Source organism: Methanobrevibacter sp. UBA417 (genome assembly GCF_002508845.1).
GTDB lineage: Archaea > Methanobacteriota > Methanobacteria > Methanobacteriales > Methanobacteriaceae > Methanobrevibacter_A > Methanobrevibacter_A acididurans.
On the sequence record NZ_DAZC01000019.1, the window covers coordinates 59,259 to 76,151 of the forward strand.

Below are 16,893 nucleotides of genomic sequence, written 5' to 3' on the forward strand. Positions count from 1 at the left end.
TGATTATAAAATGTTAAAAATAGTATAATATTGTAATTTAATTATGTTTAATAACTTGTTTTATTTAACTGTTTTAAAAATAGTGTTAATTAATTTTTGATTAATATTTTTATAAAAAAAGGTTTTAGATAAGTTTAATAAAATTATTTTAAAAAAAGTTGATTTAATGAAAAAAATGTGTTTTTCATTAACAAAAATTTAGTTTATTAATTCTTCTTTATCTTCAACATCATCTTGAGAATTATCTTCAAATTCTTTTTTTACAATAACAGTTCTTGAGATATAATCAAGAAATCTATCATCTTTTTTAACTATGATACCTACTAAAATATCTAATATAATAATTACCCAATAAATTTTAGAAATACTTCTAACAAATGTTTGGGCATATGATAAGTCTTGATTAGTAGATTGAACTTCTATATCAAATAAACTTTTACCTAATGTTGCGTGATTAACTTTTTCAAGCACAGTGAAATAAATTATTTGAATTATTGGTAATACAAAGATGAAGTAATGGTATATTGCAAATACATTATAATGATTTGCGAATAAAAAAAGAACATAGGATATTATCCACATGAATGCTGATACGACAAAAAAGTCTACTATGTAAGCACCAGCTCTTTGTTTAAAGTATTCAATTTTAACCATAAATTTTTTGCCACCTATATTAATAATCTATTAATATTTATTATATTAATAATATATAAAAACTATTTTTTTAACAAACTCTTGGAACCGGATCAGCAATTGGTGTTTCCATGATTCTTACACCACCAACAGGTGTTTCAACTAATACATGATTGTCATCAGTGACTTCACCTATTATTGCAGCGTTTTTACCATATTTATCTTTTTTAATAGCTTTTAAAATATCTTCGGCATCGCTTGCTTTAACACCCATTACTACTTTTCCTTCATTAGCAACTTCATAAGGATCTATACCTAACATGTCACTAACTCCACGAACTTCATCATGGATAGGTATACTATCATCTTGGAGAAGTACTCCTACTCCGGATTTATCTGCCATTTCATTTATAGCATTAGCAAATCCTCCACGTGTAGGGTCTTTCATTGCATGAATTTCTCCAGCAGCGGTTGCTTTTTCAACAATTCCCCACATTGGTGCAACATCACTTTGTAATGTTGATTCGAAGTTAATACCTTCTCTTAAACTCATTAAACTTAAACCATGATCTCCTACAGTTCCAGTTATTATGATTTTATCTCCTATTTCTAAAGTTGAATCTCTTATAACTTTATCATTATCAACTATACCTAATCCAGTAGTTGATATAACAATACCATCTAATTTATCGGATTCCATTACTTTAGTATCTCCAGCAACTATTGCAACATCTACCTCTTGACAACAAGCATCCATAGATTTCATGATTGTATCTAATGATTCTTCTGGAAATCCTTCTTGAATTATCATTGAATTTGTAATTGCTAAAGGTTTTGCCCCCATCATACTTACATCATTTATGGTTCCCGCAGCTGCGATTCTACCAATATCCCCTCCAGGGAAGAATAATGGATTTACAGTATGTCCATCAGTTGTTATTACAATTTGTTGATTTCCAATTGGAATAGTTGCTCCATCATCTAATGAATCTAATCCAATTCCATCATTAACCGCTTTTTTAGTTACATTTCCAAGGATAGTGTCTTTTATAAGGTTTTCCATTACCTCTCCACCGGCTCCATGGTTCATTCCTATTTTCATAAAGTATACTCCATTGTTTTTAATAATTTGTTTTTAATTAAATAAAAAGAAACGATTATTTATCTTTTTATTTTAAAATTAGATTTATAGAATTAAAAAATAACATTATGTAATTTATTATAAGTATTTAAAATAGTTTATGTAAACAAAAATAGTTAATTTATAATATATTAAAAATAATGAATTAAATAAAAAAAAAAGATTAATTAGTATGCTTAAATAAGCACACCGTTAATAACACCATCTTGACCAGGACGACTAGTTACTTTTGCTTTACCAGCACTAGTTTCAACAATAGCTCCTTTGGTTATGATGTTACGTCTAACATAGTTGGGATTAGCTTTATTTTCAATAACATTATAGATTTCAGCATTTTCAGCATTATTATTTTCTGGATTTATAATGTTTATAGTGTTTCCTTCAGCTAATCGGTTTTTAAAATTACCACCGTGGGTTCTTATTTTTCTAAGATTCTTTTCACCAAGTCTGGTTTCAGCAGGATCTCTTCCTAATTCGAATTTTCTTTTTCCACGCATTGAAATGTTTCTTTTACCAGATGGTCCTCTGGTAGATTTTCCTTGACTAATTGCCATTTTATAATCACCATTTTATAAATTAATTATACATTTTTTTAATAATAAAAGTTTTTTCCTAAAATTCTCTTTTGGAAAAGTTAATTAAAATAAAACTCTTTAAAAAGTTTTTTCTATTAAATAAGTTTAATAAACAATAAAAATTATTTTTCTATATTTTTATATAATTGAAAAAAATTAGAGTCTTCTTTATAAGTATAATATCAAAATATTATGTTTAATATTATATATAAATATTATGTTAAAATATGCAAATTTTAAAATTTTTACAAAAATTTTTCTCAAAAAAATTTTATTAAAGGTTCTATTTTATTGTATAAACAAATATTTTTTCGAGACAAAAAAAATATTTTACTAATAAAAATTAAGCAAGTAATTAATGTTGATTATTCTAATTTATTGAATAATTTTTTTGAAAATGCAAGAAATATAATCAAAAAACAGATAATTAGAATTATAATATAGTATATGTATTTACATATTATATAAACATTAGCATTAATTATTAAGACTCATTAAATACTAAAGAAAAAAGGAATAAACTTAATAAAATTAAAAAAATAGTTAAAAAATTTATTATAATATAAGAAACATAATTAAATATAATAAAATTGAAAAAAAAAATATTTTTTCAGGTGCCACTTAAATATGGAATCTAAAACACAAACAAAAAAAGAAATTGAAATTCAAAAAAAAGTTAAAGAATTTTTAGGCACTTTTAATAGTACATTACCTTCAACTATGGAATTAGAATATGAAGGATTTTATCGCAGAGGATTCTTTTTAACCAAAAAAAGATATGCTGTAATTGAAAATGGAAAAATAATAGCTAAAGGATTAGAGCTGGTTAGAAGAGATTGGGCCCCAATAGCAAAACAAACCCAAGAAAACATATTAGAAGCCATTCTTAAAGAGGGTAACATTAACAAAGCAGTAAAAATAATTGGTAAAAATTTAAAAAAAATAAAATCAGGAAATGTTAATTTAGAAGATTTAGTTATTCATACCCAAATTACTAAAAAATTATCAGAATATAAACAAATAGGTCCTCATGTAATAGCTGCAAAAAAAATGGAAGAAAAAGGTATGGAAATTGGAAAAGGGACCATTATACGCTATGTAATAAAAAAAGGTAAAGGATCTATAAGTCAAAGAGCAGTCCCTTATGAATTCAGTGAAGATGTAGTTTATGATGCAGATTATTATATTAATAATCAAGTTTTACCTGCAGTATCAAGAATAATGGAATCTTTAGGATATACTAAGGAAGATTTAGCTAATTTAGCAACTAATGAAAAACAACAAAGTTTAGATGACTTCTTTTAAAATTAAAATTATGTTTAATAAAAATTTATATAAACTTAAAAAAATATAATAAAAATTAATATTTATAATTTGTGAATAAGAATGAATAAATGTGGAGATAATAAATTGGAAGAAAAAGCAGTATTTTTTGATATAGATGATACATTATTAGATACTTCAAGCTTCGCTGAAACAGCCCGAAGAGCTGCAATTGAAATGATGGTGGAAAACGGATTACCATTAGAAAAAGATGAAGCTTATGATTTACTTAAAGAAATAATTGAACAAAAAGGAAGTAATTATGATAAACACTTTAATGTATTAACTAAAACAGTTTTAGGAGAAGAAGATCCATTCCTTATAGCATTAGGAATGACTACTTACCATAATGTGAAATTCGCATTACTCCGACCATTTCCCAGAACTACTCAAACATTATTATACTTAAAAACTAAAGGTTATAAATTAGGAGCAATAAGTAACGGAATCACAATAAAACAATGGGAAAAATTAATCCGATTAAATATCCATGGATTTTTTGATGAAGTAATAACTTCAGAAGAAGTAGGATTTAAAAAACCAAATCGTCACATATTCGAAGAAGCTCTATCAAAAATGAATTGTAAAGCAGAGAAAAGTATAATGGTTGGTAATAAATTAGATGTGGATATTATTGGAGCTGCAAATGCTGGAATGAAAACCGTCCTTGTAAATTCAAATATTGATTTAGAATCTGAAGAAAGAATAATTGAAGAAAATATTGAATTAAAAGTTTTAAACAATATCTCAGAATTAAACACAATCTTATAAAAAAAAATAGTAAATAATTAAAAACAGTAATTAATATAAAGGGAAAAATATAAATTTCCCTTTCTTGAAAAAATTTCATCCCTATTTTTTTTATAAATCTAATTTTAAACCTATTGGGCAATGATCAGATCCCATTACATCAGATAAAATATAGGAATCAACTACTTTATCTAAAAATTCTTCATTTACAAAGAAGTAATCTAATCTCCAACCTACATTTCGGTCACGTGCTTTAGTACGGTAACTCCACCAAGTATATTGATCAGGTTCTTGGTTGAATTCACGAAATGTATCAACATAACCATTACTTAAGAATTTAGAAACCCATTCTCTTTCTATAGGTAAAAATCCTGAAACTTCTTCATTAGCTTTAGGTCTTGCAAGATCTATAGGATTATGTGCAGTGTTTAAATCACCACAAATTACAAGATTAGTTCCTTCATCCCGTAGTTTATTTGCATAGTCTAGGAAAGCATCATAGAAATCTAATTTATATTGTAAACGTTCTTCTCCAGATCCACCATTTGGGTAGTAAATATTTAATAGGGTGAATTCATCGTAATCTATTCTTAGTAAGCGGCCTTCAGTGTCGAATTTTTCTATTCCCATTCCATTTATAACATTTTTAGGTTTAATTTGTGAATAGGTTGCTACTCCACTGTATCCTTTACGTTCTGCACTGTTGAAATAGCTAGTGTAATCTGGTATATTTATTAATTTTTTTGGTAATTGGTCTATTTGAGCTTTGGTTTCTTGTATTGAAATTATATCTGGTTTATTTTCACTTAACCAATCTATGAAACCTTTACGATGTATAGCTCTGATACCATTTACATTCCATGATATTAATTCTAACTCAGACATTTTTATTCCAACCTATTTTTTTTTAAATTCTTTTTTTTTAATCTAATTTGATTCCTTTATCTAATGGTAGTTCTCTTAACCATTTGATATCACTTTTATATAGCATTCTTATATCATTTATATCATAACGTAACATTGCTAATCTTTCAATTCCTAAACCGAATGCTAATGCCGGAGTATCTATTCCTAATGGTTTTAATACTTCAGGACGGAACATTCCAGCTCCACCTAATTCTATCCATGAATCTTTTTCTTCAAAGAATACTTCAGTTTCTATACTTAGGTAAGTGTAAGGGAAATATGCTGGTCTGAAACGTACTTGTGTGAATCCTAATTTTTTATAAAATTCTCTTAAGATTCCTAAAAGGTTTTGGAAATTAATGTTTTCACCAGCTACTACTCCTTCTACTTGATGGAATTCTGGTAAGTGTTTATAATTAATTGTTTCTCTACGGAATACTCGACCTACACTGAACATTTTAAATGGAGGTTCATGACTTTCTAAATATTTTGTACTGATTCCTGTTGTGTGAGTTCTTAGTACTGATTGTTTTGCAACTTCTACATCCCATTTATAACCCCAACCTTCAGATGAAGTTTCTCCTCCGTCTTCGTGAGTGCTTGCTACACGTTCAACTAATTCTTTATCTGGTAAATCTACACGTGCTGGGTTTTTAACATAAAATGTATCTTGCATTTCACGTGCTGCATGGTCTTGTGGTTGGAAGAGTGAATCGAAATTCCAGAATGCACTGTTTAATATATCTCCATCTGATTCTGTAAATCCCATGTTTAAGAATATATCACGTATTTCTTCTATGATTTTTCTAAGTGGATGCATTTTACCTGGGAATATGTTTGGTGATTCTGCATTAATATCATAGGGACGGTATGATAATTTTTCATATTCTCCACTTTCTAATTGTTCATGGGTTAATTGTGTTGCTTGTTCTTTTATGGTTATTCCTGTTTCTAAAATTTTTGAACCTAATGGTGTTAATTTGAATGAGTGATCTACTTTTTTAGTATCTTTTAATAAATTTTTACGGTTTTTTAATTCATTTAATCCTTTTAGTAGATTATTAGGTAATTCGAATGGGTTTATTATATGTTTAATTTTTAAGAGGCTAAGTAATTCTTCATCAGATCCTAAATTATTAAATGCATTTTCCCCTTCTTCAGTTATACTTATTACACCTTTATCAATTTTAGCCCAGTGTTTACGAACTAACCAACCCATTGCAATGTTGACTTCAAATTTTTGCAATCCTGCTTCGCCCATAAGGTCTTTCATTGGTATTTGTTTCTTTTCTTTTAGTACATTAATTACTCTACGTTCTGGTAGACCTTCATCTGCAAATAGTGCGCCATCAGAGGTTAGTTGGAAATGTTCTTCTACATCTTTTTCCATGATTATTATATTTTTTGATGCAAGAGATCCTGCTGCACTCATAACTGATTTAATATCCATACCTGTGTTTTCAGCTATTTTATCTGGTGTTATGTTTTCGTCTTTTTCTAACTCTTTTAAGAGTTTTTTTTCGTAAATATGTAATTCATTAATAATTTTTGTAATATCGTCGCTCATTTTATGTTCAACCGTAAAAAAAATTTTTAATATAAAATAGAATAATAATGTTTTTGTTTTAATAAGTTTATATATTTTTTTTAAAATAGAAGTGTTATAAAAAAATAATTTTAAATATTTTTTTATTCCATTTCATCTTTTAAGTAGCTTAACATTATACTTGCAGCTGTTAAATCTGCTGTGGTTCCTGGATTGTAATTGTTTTCATAAAGATAGTCATCAAAGTAGTTTAAATCTTTATCAAAATATTCTTCACCATATTCGTTTAGTAAAGTTTTAGCACTTTCACTAACTTTTGATGCTTCTTCTTCACCATATTTACGGCTAATTAAAGTATCTGGTACTTTTGAAAGTAATGTTAAGAATGTTTGAACTGTTGCTGTGTTGGTTCTTTTATCTTTTCTTAATTCATCAAAAGTTTTGAATCCTATATCGAAGATTTTTGGCATTTTGTTTGTTAATTCAAATGCTAATTGATCCCAACCTGCAGAAATTTCCAGTACATCATACATGGTTTGATTATTTTTGCGAAGTTCATCTTTTGCATTGTCACTTTGAACATCATACTCTTCTTGTTCACCCATTCCTCCAGCACTTGCAAGATTTATTGCATCATAAAGGTTTACTGCATCTTCCACTGTTGTAGCATCTAATAATTTTCCAATATTTTCTTGTATTTCTGTAAAATCATTACTAATACTTGCAGCTTGAGCTATTGGAACTTCTAACATCATGATACCGAGGTTAGTATTATTTTTTATCCAATTATCAGTTTCTTTAACTGCTTCTAAAATATATTTACCTATATGTGCTTTACTATAATCATTATCTTTAAGTATTTCTTTTGCTTGTGTTGCTGAGGAGGTAATGATGTTTTGTGTTACTACTCCACTGATAAGGAAATCTTCAAAGGACATGTCAAAAAAGTCTCGTGTACGGTGAACGTTTCCAGGTTTTGGATATCCACTTACTTCTAAAACACTTGATATTGATGATATTTTACCTATGAGTTCTGGTTTTAACATTAAAATTTAACTCCTTTATTAATTTATTTTTATAATTTGTCTAATAATTCAGGTGCAAAGTTAGTTATTATTAATTCTGCCCCTGCTCTTTTTATTGCTATCATAGCTTCCATTATGGATTCTTCAGGTAAAACTCCTGCTTTAATTGCTGTTTTAAGCATAGAATATTCTCCACTCACACTATAAGTAGCTATTGGCATGTTGAAATTTTCACTTACACGGTTAATAATATCTAAACATGGAATTGCAGGTTTGACCATTACAATATCTGCACCTTCTAATATATCTAATTCTACTTCTCGTAAAGCTTCATTACTGTTTGCTGGATCCATTTGATAACTCTTACGATTTCCTTCACCTGGAGCACTGCAAGCTGCGTCTCTGAAAGGTGCATAAAATGTTGAAGCATATTTAGCTGAGTAAGCCATAATTATTACATCATCATAACCATTTTCATCTAAAGCTTCTCTAATTGCACTTACTCTACCATCCATCATGTCTGATGGTGCTACAATATCTGCTCCTGCTTCTGCTTGACTTACTGCTACTTTACATAAATATTCTAATGATTCATCATTTAAGATTTTTAAATTATTATCACAGTTTTCATCTTCAGTTATTAATCCACAGTGACCATGTGAGGTGTATTGACATAAACATACATCTCCTATTACTACGAGATTTGTTTCAGCTTTTAATTTACGAATAGTTTTTTGAACAATTCCTGTAGATTTAAATGCTGGTGTACCTATTTCATCTTTTTCATCAGTTAATGGTACTCCGAAAACTATTATTGATTTTAAACCTTTGTTTTCTAATGTTTTAGCATATTCCACTGCATCATCTATACTGTACCGGTATTCATCAGGCATTGTTGGAATTGGTTCTTTTTTACCATTTTCTAATCCATCTTTAACAAAGATTGGATAGATTAAATCTTCTTTTAAAAGTTTTGTTTCGCGAACCATATCACGTATAGCTTCATTTTTTCGTAATCTTCTCATTCTAGTTGTTGGAAAATCCATAATTTTTTCCCCTATTTTTTAAATTTTTTTAATAAATTGTCATTTAAACCATATGGTTTTTTATTATAATAATTTTTAGCATGTTCATCAATTAGTGAATGATATTCTTGATAATCATTTACTGAACCTTTAAAATTATTTTGAAAAAATTTTTTAATTTTCATATAATTATCTTTAGGCCCTATTAAACCTAAATTAATGAATATTCTTTTAAGATATGTATCTACTATGAATTCTTTCTGCTTATATGCAAATAAAAGAATAGAATCAGCAGTTTCATTCCCCACTCCCTTAACATTTAATATTTCTTTTCTTGTTGGAATTTGACTGTTTAAGTCTTGATAAAACTCTAAAACATTAATAATATAATTATATTTCTGATTATAGTAACCACTAGGTTTTATAGATTCTTTAAAATTCTCTTCATTATTATAAGCATAATTTAGAATTTCAGGTGCTGTTAAATCTATTTTTTGATTTAAGTTTTTTAATGATTTAACAACACTTGGCCAAGAAGTATTTTGGGTTAATACACTTCCCATAATTATTTCAACTTTTTGTGATTCTGTCTTTGGGAAATTATAAAGGCCTGGGATGATAACCTGATATACTGCCTGTTTTTGTTGGATTAACACCATCATAATTTAGAAATGGCCACCATCCTTGATAATCATATTTTTCAAGCAGTATTTTATAGATTATATTTAAAATATTTTCATTAGTTTTCATATAAAAATAATCCTAATTCTTAATTTTTTTTGATTGTTTTTTAAAAATTAATTATTATATATTATAATATTGTTTAAATATGACTTAATATAAAATTTATATTAGTTTGTATATTATAATATTAATTTTATTTTATTTATACTAAAAAAAATTATGGAAATGATGTTTATATGGTGAATACTACAGGAAAAATGTTTCAAATAACTACTTTTGGTTCTTCCCATGGTCGAGCATTAGGGGCAGTAGTTGATGGATGTCCAGCTAATTTAGAATTAAATGAAAAAGATATTCAGATAGAGTTGAATAAAAGACGACCTGGAACTAGCAAATTAACTAGTCAGAGAAATGAGAAAGATCATGTTGAAATTTTATCTGGAATATTTGAGGGACGAACAGATGGAACACCAATTGCATGTATTGTTTTAAATAGTAATCAACATTCTAAAGATTATAGTAATCTTAAAAATGTTCCTCGTCCCGGTCATGGGGATTATTGTTGGTATAGTAAATATGGTAACTATGATTATAATGGTGGAGGCCGTGGTAGTGGTAGAACCACTATTGGACAGGTTATTGGAGGAGCTATAGCTAAGAAATTATTAAAAACTCATGGGATTGAAATCATTTCACATGTTACTCAGATTGGGAATGTTGTAGCTGAAGATATACCTTTAAATGAAATCCATAAGAAAGTTAAATTAAATCCTGTTCGTTGTGCTGATAATAATGCTGCAAAAAGAATGGAAAAATTGATTTTAGAATGTAAAGATTCTGGTGATAGTGTAGGTGGAATTGTTGAAACTATAGCTACTGGTGTTCCAACTGGATTAGGTGAACCAGTCTATGGAAAATTAGATGGAGATTTAGCTAAAGCTTTAATGGAAATTAATGCAGTTAAAGGTGTTGAAATTGGTGCTGGTTTTGAAGTTGCAAGTAATTTTGGAAGTGAAAATAATGATGAATTCATACTTAACCCAATGATTGATAAAAAGGATATCAACTTAAAAAGAGATGTTATCACAACTACTAATAATTGTGGAGGAATACTTGGTGGTATGAGTGATGGTATGCCAATAATTTCACGTATTGCTATTAAACCTACACCTAGCATAAGTAAACTACAAAATACTGTAAATCTTAAAGAAAAAGAGAACAATCCAGTACTTATTGAAGGACGCCATGATCCATGTATATGTCCAAGAGTAACTATTGTAAGCGAATCTGCAACAGCAATTGTACTTGCAGATCATATGATAAGAAGTGGATTTATTAATCCATGTAATATTAAGAAAACAAGTTTCTAAAAATAATTATTCTTTATTTAAAAATTTTTTTAGGTTTTTTCTCCTCAACATCAGATGGAAAAACCTCATTAAAATTACTATTTTTCATTAAATGATTTTTTAAAGCACTATATTTAGATTTTTCAATATTATTTTCATCAATATCAATTTTTAACCCATCAAAAGCTGCAATAGTTTTCACACCAGTTTTTCGCATAACTTTTTTTGCCTCATTTACTGGATTACTGTTTAACATTTTAAATCCAAAATGTGTCATAATAGCTAATTTAGGTTTAACTTCATTTACAAGGTTTGAGAAATTATTTGTACACATATGCCCCTTAATAGATTTAGTTCCAGGACGTAAAACACTTGCTATAAGTATATCAGCATCTTTATGATATTTATATAATTCAGGGAAATATTTAGTATCTGAAGTATAAGATACAGTGATATTACCTGCTTTCATTTGAAAACCTACACCTGTTGGATCTCCATGAATTGTTTTTGTTCCTTTAATTGTGAAGTCTTTAGTTCTTTTAACTTCTCCAGGTTTTAACACTATATTTAAAGATTTACTTTTATGATAATCACTGATTGCAGGACCCCATTTTTTATATCCTTCACAAACACTTTGACTACCCATAATCACTCCATAATTTTTAGTCATACCTCTAGTCATTGCCTCGATTAATATTTCAGCATCATTATAATGATCAGTATGCGTATGTGAGACAAAAACTCCATCTATTGTTGTTGGATTTAAACCGAATTGATATGAGCGAACTAATGCTCCAGGACCGGGGTCAATATAATAATTTTTCCCTGCAAAATCATCAATCCGAAACCCTCCAGTCATTCTTTTTTGACTAATAGTGGCAAATCTACCACCACCAGACCCTAAAAATGTTATTTTCATCGAATACATTCCCCATTTATAATTTTTTTAAATATTACATAAGATTATATCACATTTTAAACTTGTTTTATTTCGAAGTGTGCATAATTCTTCATTTGAAATTACTACTTTATCCCCTATTTTCACATCTTTATCAATATCAAAAAACATTATAACATTTTCACCAGGACCTACTAAAAGTTTCCAATTCCCATCAAAAGCTTGAATATTTTTATTTAGTTTAACTTGAACCATATTGCCTTCAATACTCACAACATCCCCAATTTCTCCTTCATTCACAATTGTTCTTGCTAATTCTATGGTTCGTGTTTTTTCCATTAAATCTTCTTTTAATTGATTTCTGAATTTACCTAATAATTTTAAATCTCTTTGTATAACTTCATTTAGATAAGTTTGTGAATCTTTTGAATTTAAATTCTTTTGTACTAATATTACATCTGATTCTTGACTTACTGAGGGTGTTTTTTGGGATATTTCTCTTAATATTTTCTTAAATATATCTCCCATATATTTTAAACTGTAGGATGGTTTCCAGTAGGCTTTTAACAAATTATTTGCTAAATTTTTTGTGATTTTATTACCAAATAGGATTATACTACTGTTTCCTGATTCTCTAGATGTTACTTTGGATCCTAAAAGTTCTAATATTTGGTATCCATTGGTTGTTCCATAAATTCTTTTTCTTCGGGTTTCATTTGTTCCTTTTGTGATAACTTCACCCATTACGGTTCCTTCTACACTTTTAATTTTAGCTGCATCTTCTGTAATTTTTATGGAAATACCTAATTGTGATGCTCTATTTTTTAATTCTTCATCTGAGGTTAATTCTCCAGTGTATAGTTCTTCTTCTAATTTTTCTCTTGCAGATGCATCTCCGAAATACGCTATTCTTCTTTTATCACTAGCCATTACACATCCTTTTTTACCTATATAAGCTATTATTAAACTCAATTTTATAACATCCCTAAACTATTTTTTCATACTTATTTTAGAATATAATTATTTTTAGATTTTGTTTATTATATTACTTATATAATTTGTTTTGAAAAATTGATTTGTTCATAACTTAATTTTATTTTAAAATAAATAATTATTTATTTATGTAGTTACAAACTAAACTTTAACAGTCTAAAAAAAAAAGTTTATTGAAAATAATTTTTTTAATGGACTGAAAAATAATTTTAAAAATAGGAGATGAATTAATATGGCAGTAAGTGAAGTATTCCAAATTTATAGATGTAATGTATGTGGAAACATTGTTGTTGTAACTGCAGTTGGTGGCGGAGAATTATCCTGCTGTGGCCAAGCAATGGAATTACTTGAACCTAGACAATTAGAAGAAGGTGGAGTAAAACACATCCCTATTATTAAAAAAGAAGGGGATAAAATTGTTGTAGAAGTTGGAGAAGTAACTCATCCAATGGAAGATGAACATTATATTGCTTTTGTTGAATTAAAAGTTAATGGTAAATCTTACTTTGCAACTTTCAAACCAGGTGACGAACCTAAAGCAGAATTTGATGTATGTGCTGATGTAGCTGACTGTGAAGCAATTGAATATTGTACAGTTCACGGTCTTTGGAATTCATAAAAATAAATTAAATAAAATATTTTAAATTAATAAAAAAAAAAGTTTTTTAGCTAATTGAAATATAGTACTAAAAAAAAATTGTTCTTTTATTTTAATTAGCTATTTTAATTATATTCTTATATTCTATTTTTAAAAAAAGATTTTTATAAATTAGATTTTTAAAATTTTAAAAGATATATTTTTCCATAAATTATAAATCATTAAAAAAATATACTTTAAATTATTATAAGTATTATTTATTTATAAAGAAAAAATTATTTTAGTATAATTATTTTTTAAAACTTATTCTAAAACTAATTATTATTAAATATAATCATTGAATTTTTTTTAATATTTATGAGAGGAAAAAATTTATGAAAAAATCATGCCCTAATTGTAAAGGTAATGGACACATAACAGTAGATACAAAAACCTGTCCTGATTGTGATGGAACAGGATATGCCGATACAATTAATATGAAAAACCATTTTAAAGGTATAAATGAAAAAGCAAAAAAACATTTTGATTTAGAAGCCACCGAAGAAATACCATGTGAACAATGTCATGGTAAAGGAATCATAAACGTTTATGAAGAATGTGAAAAATGCCATGGAACTGGAGAAATAAATGTTTGTAAAACCTGTGGAAAAGAAATCGATGATAAGTACGAGTATTGTAGGGACTGCCATATGAAAAACAAGGAAGATAAAATGAAAAATGAAAATCAAAAGGAAGATAAAGGTAAATACAAACAGATTGTTTGGGTACTAGATCAATTATGTGAAATGAGTGATTTAGAATTAGAAAACGTGTATAAAGGAAAAGTAACACGTGTGGAAAAATATGGAGTATTTGTAAGTTTAAATAATCAAGTTTGGGGTTTAATGAGAACAGGTAATCCTAAACAAAAAGTAGGAGATAGTATTTTCGTTCGAGTTATACAAATAAAAGAACGTAAACATGAAGTAGACATGGCACCTGCAAGATTAGATCATTATGAGTTAAAAACACTTAAAAAGGATATTAAACGAACACAAATTGGAAGTTTAACTGAAGATAACTTAAAAAGTATAGTTAAATTACAAGCTCAAGTAATTCAAATACAACAAACTAGTGGTCCAACAATTTTTACAATTACTGATGAAACTGGAATCACATGGGCTGCAGCATTTGATGAAGCAGGCGTAAGAGCATACCCTGAAATAGAAATTGAAGATCTTGTAGAAATCATTGGAGAAGTAAATACTCATAGTGGAAAAATACAAATCGAATCACAATCTATTGAAAAATTAGATACTGCTGATGCTGAAAATTTAAAAGTATTAATTGATAAAGCATTAGATGAAAGAGCACAACCTGATGATGTAGACTTTTTAATAGAAAGTCCAACTTTAGATAAGTTACGACCTAAAATGTATGAAGCTGCAAAAGCTATTCGTCGTGCAATTCTTGATGGAAGAACTATTCTTATTAGACACCATAATGATGCAGATGGAATATGTTCAGGTGTAGCTATGGAAAAAGCTGTAGTTCCTATTTTAAAAGAAATTAACCCTGATAATGAAGCTGAATATCATTATTTTAAAAGATCTCCAAGTAAAGCACCATTTTATGAATTAGAAGATGTTGTTAAAGATTTAAGTTTTGCACTTGAAGATTTAGATAGACATGGACAAAAATTACCATTAATTGTTTTATTAGATAATGGTTCTACAGAAGAGGATATTGTAGCATTAATGCAAGCTAAAATTTATGATATAGAAATTGTTGTAATTGATCATCACTTCCCTGGAGAAGTTGTGGACGGTAAAGTTGCAGTTGATGAGTATGTTGATACTCATGTAAACCCTTATCTTGTTGGTGGAGATTCTCAAATTACTGCTGGAGCTTTAGCAACTGAAGTAGCACATATTATTAATCCTGAATGTAAAGATCTTATTAGTCACCTACCAGGTATTGCAGCAGTTGGAGATCATGCCGAATCTAAAGAAGCTGAAGATTATATTAAACTTGCTGGTGAAAAGGATTATGATAGGGAACAATTAGATAAAGTTGCTGAATGTATTGATTTTGAATCTTACTTCTTACGTTTCATGAATGGCCGTGGAATTATGGACACTATTCTTGGTGTGGATAATATTGATAAGCATGATAAGATGATTAATGCATTATATAAAGAATATCGTAGACGGGTTGATAATCAATTGAAAGCTGCTATTCCTAATCTTAAGAGAAGTAAATTGGATAATGGTATTTACTTTAATGTTTTAGATGTTGAGAAATATGCTCATAAGTTCACTTTCCCTGCACCAGGTAAGACTTGTGGTTTTGTTCATGATAGTGTTGTTCAAAGTATTGGTGAGGATAAACCTATTGTTACTTTAGCTTATGGTCCTGATTTTGGTGTTATTAGAGCTACGGATGCTGTTAATGAAATGTTTGGATTTAATTTAAATGATGTTATTCCTAAGATTGCTGTTAAGGTTCCTCAATCTGGTCTTGATGGTGGAGGTCATGAATGTGCTGGTAGTCTTAAGTTTGTTGAAGGTTTAAGTGAAGATGTTTTAAGCACTTTTGCTGATGAAGTTAAGGCTTTAACTAAAAAGGAATAAATTTTAATTCCCCCTTTTTTTATATTTATTTATTTTTGATTATATTTTATTTACATATAATTTTTGTTTTTTCTAAAATTTTATCATATTCTGTATAATTTTACTAAGGATTTGTTTTTTAATAAACCTAGTTTTCATTTAATTATTTTTAAGTCTAAATTTTAAATCAAGTCTAGAGCATTATATGGTTTAATAATTTTAAACTGTTTAAAATGAAGATAAGTTTGTTTATTTTAATTAATGTTAATTAGTATGATATTTTATTTTATTAGTGGATATATGTGTTTATTTATTTTTAGATTTTAATAAAAATTTCATGATTCGATTTTTAAAATCATTAACAAATAAATCTTATGTGTAATTAAGAGTAATTGAAAGATTAAACTCATGTTAAAGCTTTTATTAAGCTTTTATATAAGAATTTATTAATATAAAGTCTTGAAATATTTTAATAGTAAATCTAGTTTAAACATATACCTTTATAATGAATAAAATATATAGTAATTATTTACAAATAATTTTTATAGGTGATAAAAACGTTAGAAGAATATTTACCCTTTTTAGGATTGTTAATCTTTGGTAACATAGAAAATTTAATCTTAGCTTCCCAGGGTGTAACAAAAGGAATGAATCCATACAAATTAGGTGGAATCAGTATAATATGTGTAATTATATGGTTACTTATAGGAACTTTAGGAACACAATTAGCAATGGAATACGCAAATGTAATTGAATTTATTGGTGGACTTGCAATATTCCTTTTAGGTTTACAATCAATGATTGAAGCTGTAAGAGAAAAATCTTAAAAATATTGGAAAAAAATAAGAATTTATAG

General features: G+C 27.6%; 15 protein-coding genes and 1 pseudogene. 6 read left to right on the plus strand and 10 right to left on the minus strand.

The features are described 5' to 3' along the window. Positions 1-198: 198 nt before the first annotated feature. From BP769_RS03220 to BP769_RS03230, 3 genes are all read right to left on the minus strand, one after another. Positions 199-654, minus strand: a complete 456-nt coding sequence (locus tag BP769_RS03220) for an RDD family protein (RefSeq protein ID WP_413823912.1) — start codon at positions 652-654, stop codon at positions 199-201. A 70-nt stretch (positions 655-724) separates the two neighbouring features. Further along, on the minus strand, positions 725-1,735 hold the full coding sequence (gene hypE / locus BP769_RS03225) for a hydrogenase expression/formation protein HypE (RefSeq protein WP_413823915.1): 1,011 nt from the start codon (positions 1,733-1,735) through the stop codon (positions 725-727). 215 nt (positions 1,736-1,950) lie between these two features. Then, the gene (locus BP769_RS03230; RefSeq protein ID WP_413823918.1) at positions 1,951-2,328 is read right to left on the minus strand and encodes a 30S ribosomal protein S8e; all 378 of its coding nucleotides are present in this window, start codon (positions 2,326-2,328) and stop codon (positions 1,951-1,953) included. A 648-nt stretch (positions 2,329-2,976) separates the two neighbouring features. Here BP769_RS03230 and BP769_RS03235 point away from each other — a divergent pair. Together BP769_RS03235 and BP769_RS03240 are read left to right on the plus strand one after the other, a co-directional pair. Next, entirely contained in the window at positions 2,977-3,654 is a 678-nt protein-coding gene (locus tag BP769_RS03235) for a DNA polymerase domain-containing protein (RefSeq protein ID WP_413823920.1), read from the plus strand. A 105-nt stretch (positions 3,655-3,759) separates the two neighbouring features. Continuing rightward, on the plus strand, positions 3,760-4,443 hold the full coding sequence (locus BP769_RS03240; RefSeq protein WP_413823923.1) for a TIGR02253 family HAD-type hydrolase: 684 nt from the start codon (positions 3,760-3,762) through the stop codon (positions 4,441-4,443). 90 nt (positions 4,444-4,533) lie between these two features. On the opposite strand, the gene BP769_RS03245 is transcribed toward BP769_RS03240, so the two are convergent. The 5 genes and pseudogenes from BP769_RS03245 to BP769_RS03265 all read right to left on the minus strand — a co-directional run bounded on the left by BP769_RS03245 (position 4,534) and on the right by BP769_RS03265 (position 9,674). Beyond that, positions 4,534-5,307 carry an exodeoxyribonuclease III gene (locus BP769_RS03245; RefSeq protein ID WP_413823925.1) on the minus strand — a complete coding sequence of 258 codons (774 nt, stop codon included), beginning with the start codon at positions 5,305-5,307 and terminating at the stop codon, positions 4,534-4,536. Positions 5,308-5,344: 37 nt separating this feature from the next. Further along, entirely contained in the window at positions 5,345-6,895 is a 1,551-nt protein-coding gene (locus BP769_RS03250) for a phenylalanine--tRNA ligase subunit alpha (RefSeq protein WP_413823928.1), read from the minus strand. 122 nt (positions 6,896-7,017) lie between these two features. Continuing rightward, positions 7,018-7,920 (minus strand): triphosphoribosyl-dephospho-CoA synthase, encoded by a 903-nt coding sequence (locus BP769_RS03255; protein ID WP_413823931.1) that lies wholly within the window; start codon positions 7,918-7,920, stop codon positions 7,018-7,020. 29 nt (positions 7,921-7,949) lie between these two features. After that, on the minus strand, positions 7,950-8,945 hold the full coding sequence (gene hemB, locus BP769_RS03260) for a porphobilinogen synthase (RefSeq protein WP_413823934.1): 996 nt from the start codon (positions 8,943-8,945) through the stop codon (positions 7,950-7,952). Positions 8,946-8,956: 11 nt separating this feature from the next. Next, positions 8,957-9,674: pseudogene (locus tag BP769_RS03265) on the minus strand (endonuclease III domain-containing protein). A gap of 170 nt (positions 9,675-9,844) precedes the next feature. On the opposite strand from BP769_RS03265, the gene aroC reads away from it, so the two are divergent. Further along, a complete protein-coding gene (gene aroC / locus BP769_RS03270; protein ID WP_413823936.1) occupies positions 9,845-10,978 on the plus strand; it encodes a chorismate synthase in 1,134 nt (377 codons plus the stop codon). A 13-nt stretch (positions 10,979-10,991) separates the two neighbouring features. Here aroC and BP769_RS03275 read toward each other — a convergent pair whose 3' ends face one another. Further along, positions 10,992-11,876 (minus strand): MBL fold metallo-hydrolase, encoded by an 885-nt coding sequence (locus BP769_RS03275; RefSeq protein ID WP_413823939.1) that lies wholly within the window; start codon positions 11,874-11,876, stop codon positions 10,992-10,994. 27 nt (positions 11,877-11,903) lie between these two features. Next, positions 11,904-12,827, minus strand: a complete 924-nt coding sequence (locus BP769_RS03280) for a DUF2121 family protein (protein ID WP_413823941.1) — start codon at positions 12,825-12,827, stop codon at positions 11,904-11,906. A gap of 253 nt (positions 12,828-13,080) precedes the next feature. Between BP769_RS03280 and BP769_RS03285 the strand changes: the two genes are divergently transcribed. From BP769_RS03285 to BP769_RS03295, 3 genes are all read left to right on the plus strand, one after another. Continuing rightward, complete coding sequence (locus BP769_RS03285; RefSeq protein WP_413823943.1) at positions 13,081-13,467, plus strand: desulfoferrodoxin; 387 nt, start codon at positions 13,081-13,083, stop codon at positions 13,465-13,467. Positions 13,468-13,820: 353 nt separating this feature from the next. Further along, positions 13,821-16,058, plus strand: coding sequence for an OB-fold nucleic acid binding domain-containing protein (locus BP769_RS03290; RefSeq protein WP_413823945.1), 2,238 nt, complete (start codon positions 13,821-13,823; stop codon positions 16,056-16,058). 530 nt (positions 16,059-16,588) lie between these two features. Further along, positions 16,589-16,864 (plus strand): hypothetical protein, encoded by a 276-nt coding sequence (locus BP769_RS03295; RefSeq protein WP_413823972.1) that lies wholly within the window; start codon positions 16,589-16,591, stop codon positions 16,862-16,864. The last annotated feature ends 29 nt before the right edge of the window (positions 16,865-16,893 follow it).

Coding starts and splice junctions, on each gene's coding strand:
- BP769_RS03220 (WP_413823912.1), bottom strand. CDS start 654: ATGGTTAAAATTGAATACTTTAAACAAAGAGCTGGTGCTTACATAGTA.
- hypE (WP_413823915.1), bottom strand. CDS start 1,735: ATGAAAATAGGAATGAACCATGGAGCCGGTGGAGAGGTAATGGAAAAC.
- BP769_RS03230 (WP_413823918.1), bottom strand. CDS start 2,328: ATGGCAATTAGTCAAGGAAAATCTACCAGAGGACCATCTGGTAAAAGA.
- BP769_RS03235 (WP_413823920.1), top strand. CDS start 2,977: ATGGAATCTAAAACACAAACAAAAAAAGAAATTGAAATTCAAAAAAAA.
- BP769_RS03245 (WP_413823925.1), bottom strand. CDS start 5,307: ATGTCTGAGTTAGAATTAATATCATGGAATGTAAATGGTATCAGAGCT.
- BP769_RS03250 (WP_413823928.1), bottom strand. CDS start 6,895: ATGAGCGACGATATTACAAAAATTATTAATGAATTACATATTTACGAA.
- BP769_RS03255 (WP_413823931.1), bottom strand. CDS start 7,920: ATGTTAAAACCAGAACTCATAGGTAAAATATCATCAATATCAAGTGTT.
- hemB (WP_413823934.1), bottom strand. CDS start 8,945: ATGGATTTTCCAACAACTAGAATGAGAAGATTACGAAAAAATGAAGCT.
- aroC (WP_413823936.1), top strand. CDS start 9,845: ATGGTGAATACTACAGGAAAAATGTTTCAAATAACTACTTTTGGTTCT.
- BP769_RS03275 (WP_413823939.1), bottom strand. CDS start 11,876: ATGAAAATAACATTTTTAGGGTCTGGTGGTGGTAGATTTGCCACTATT.
- BP769_RS03285 (WP_413823943.1), top strand. CDS start 13,081: ATGGCAGTAAGTGAAGTATTCCAAATTTATAGATGTAATGTATGTGGA.
- BP769_RS03290 (WP_413823945.1), top strand. CDS start 13,821: ATGAAAAAATCATGCCCTAATTGTAAAGGTAATGGACACATAACAGTA.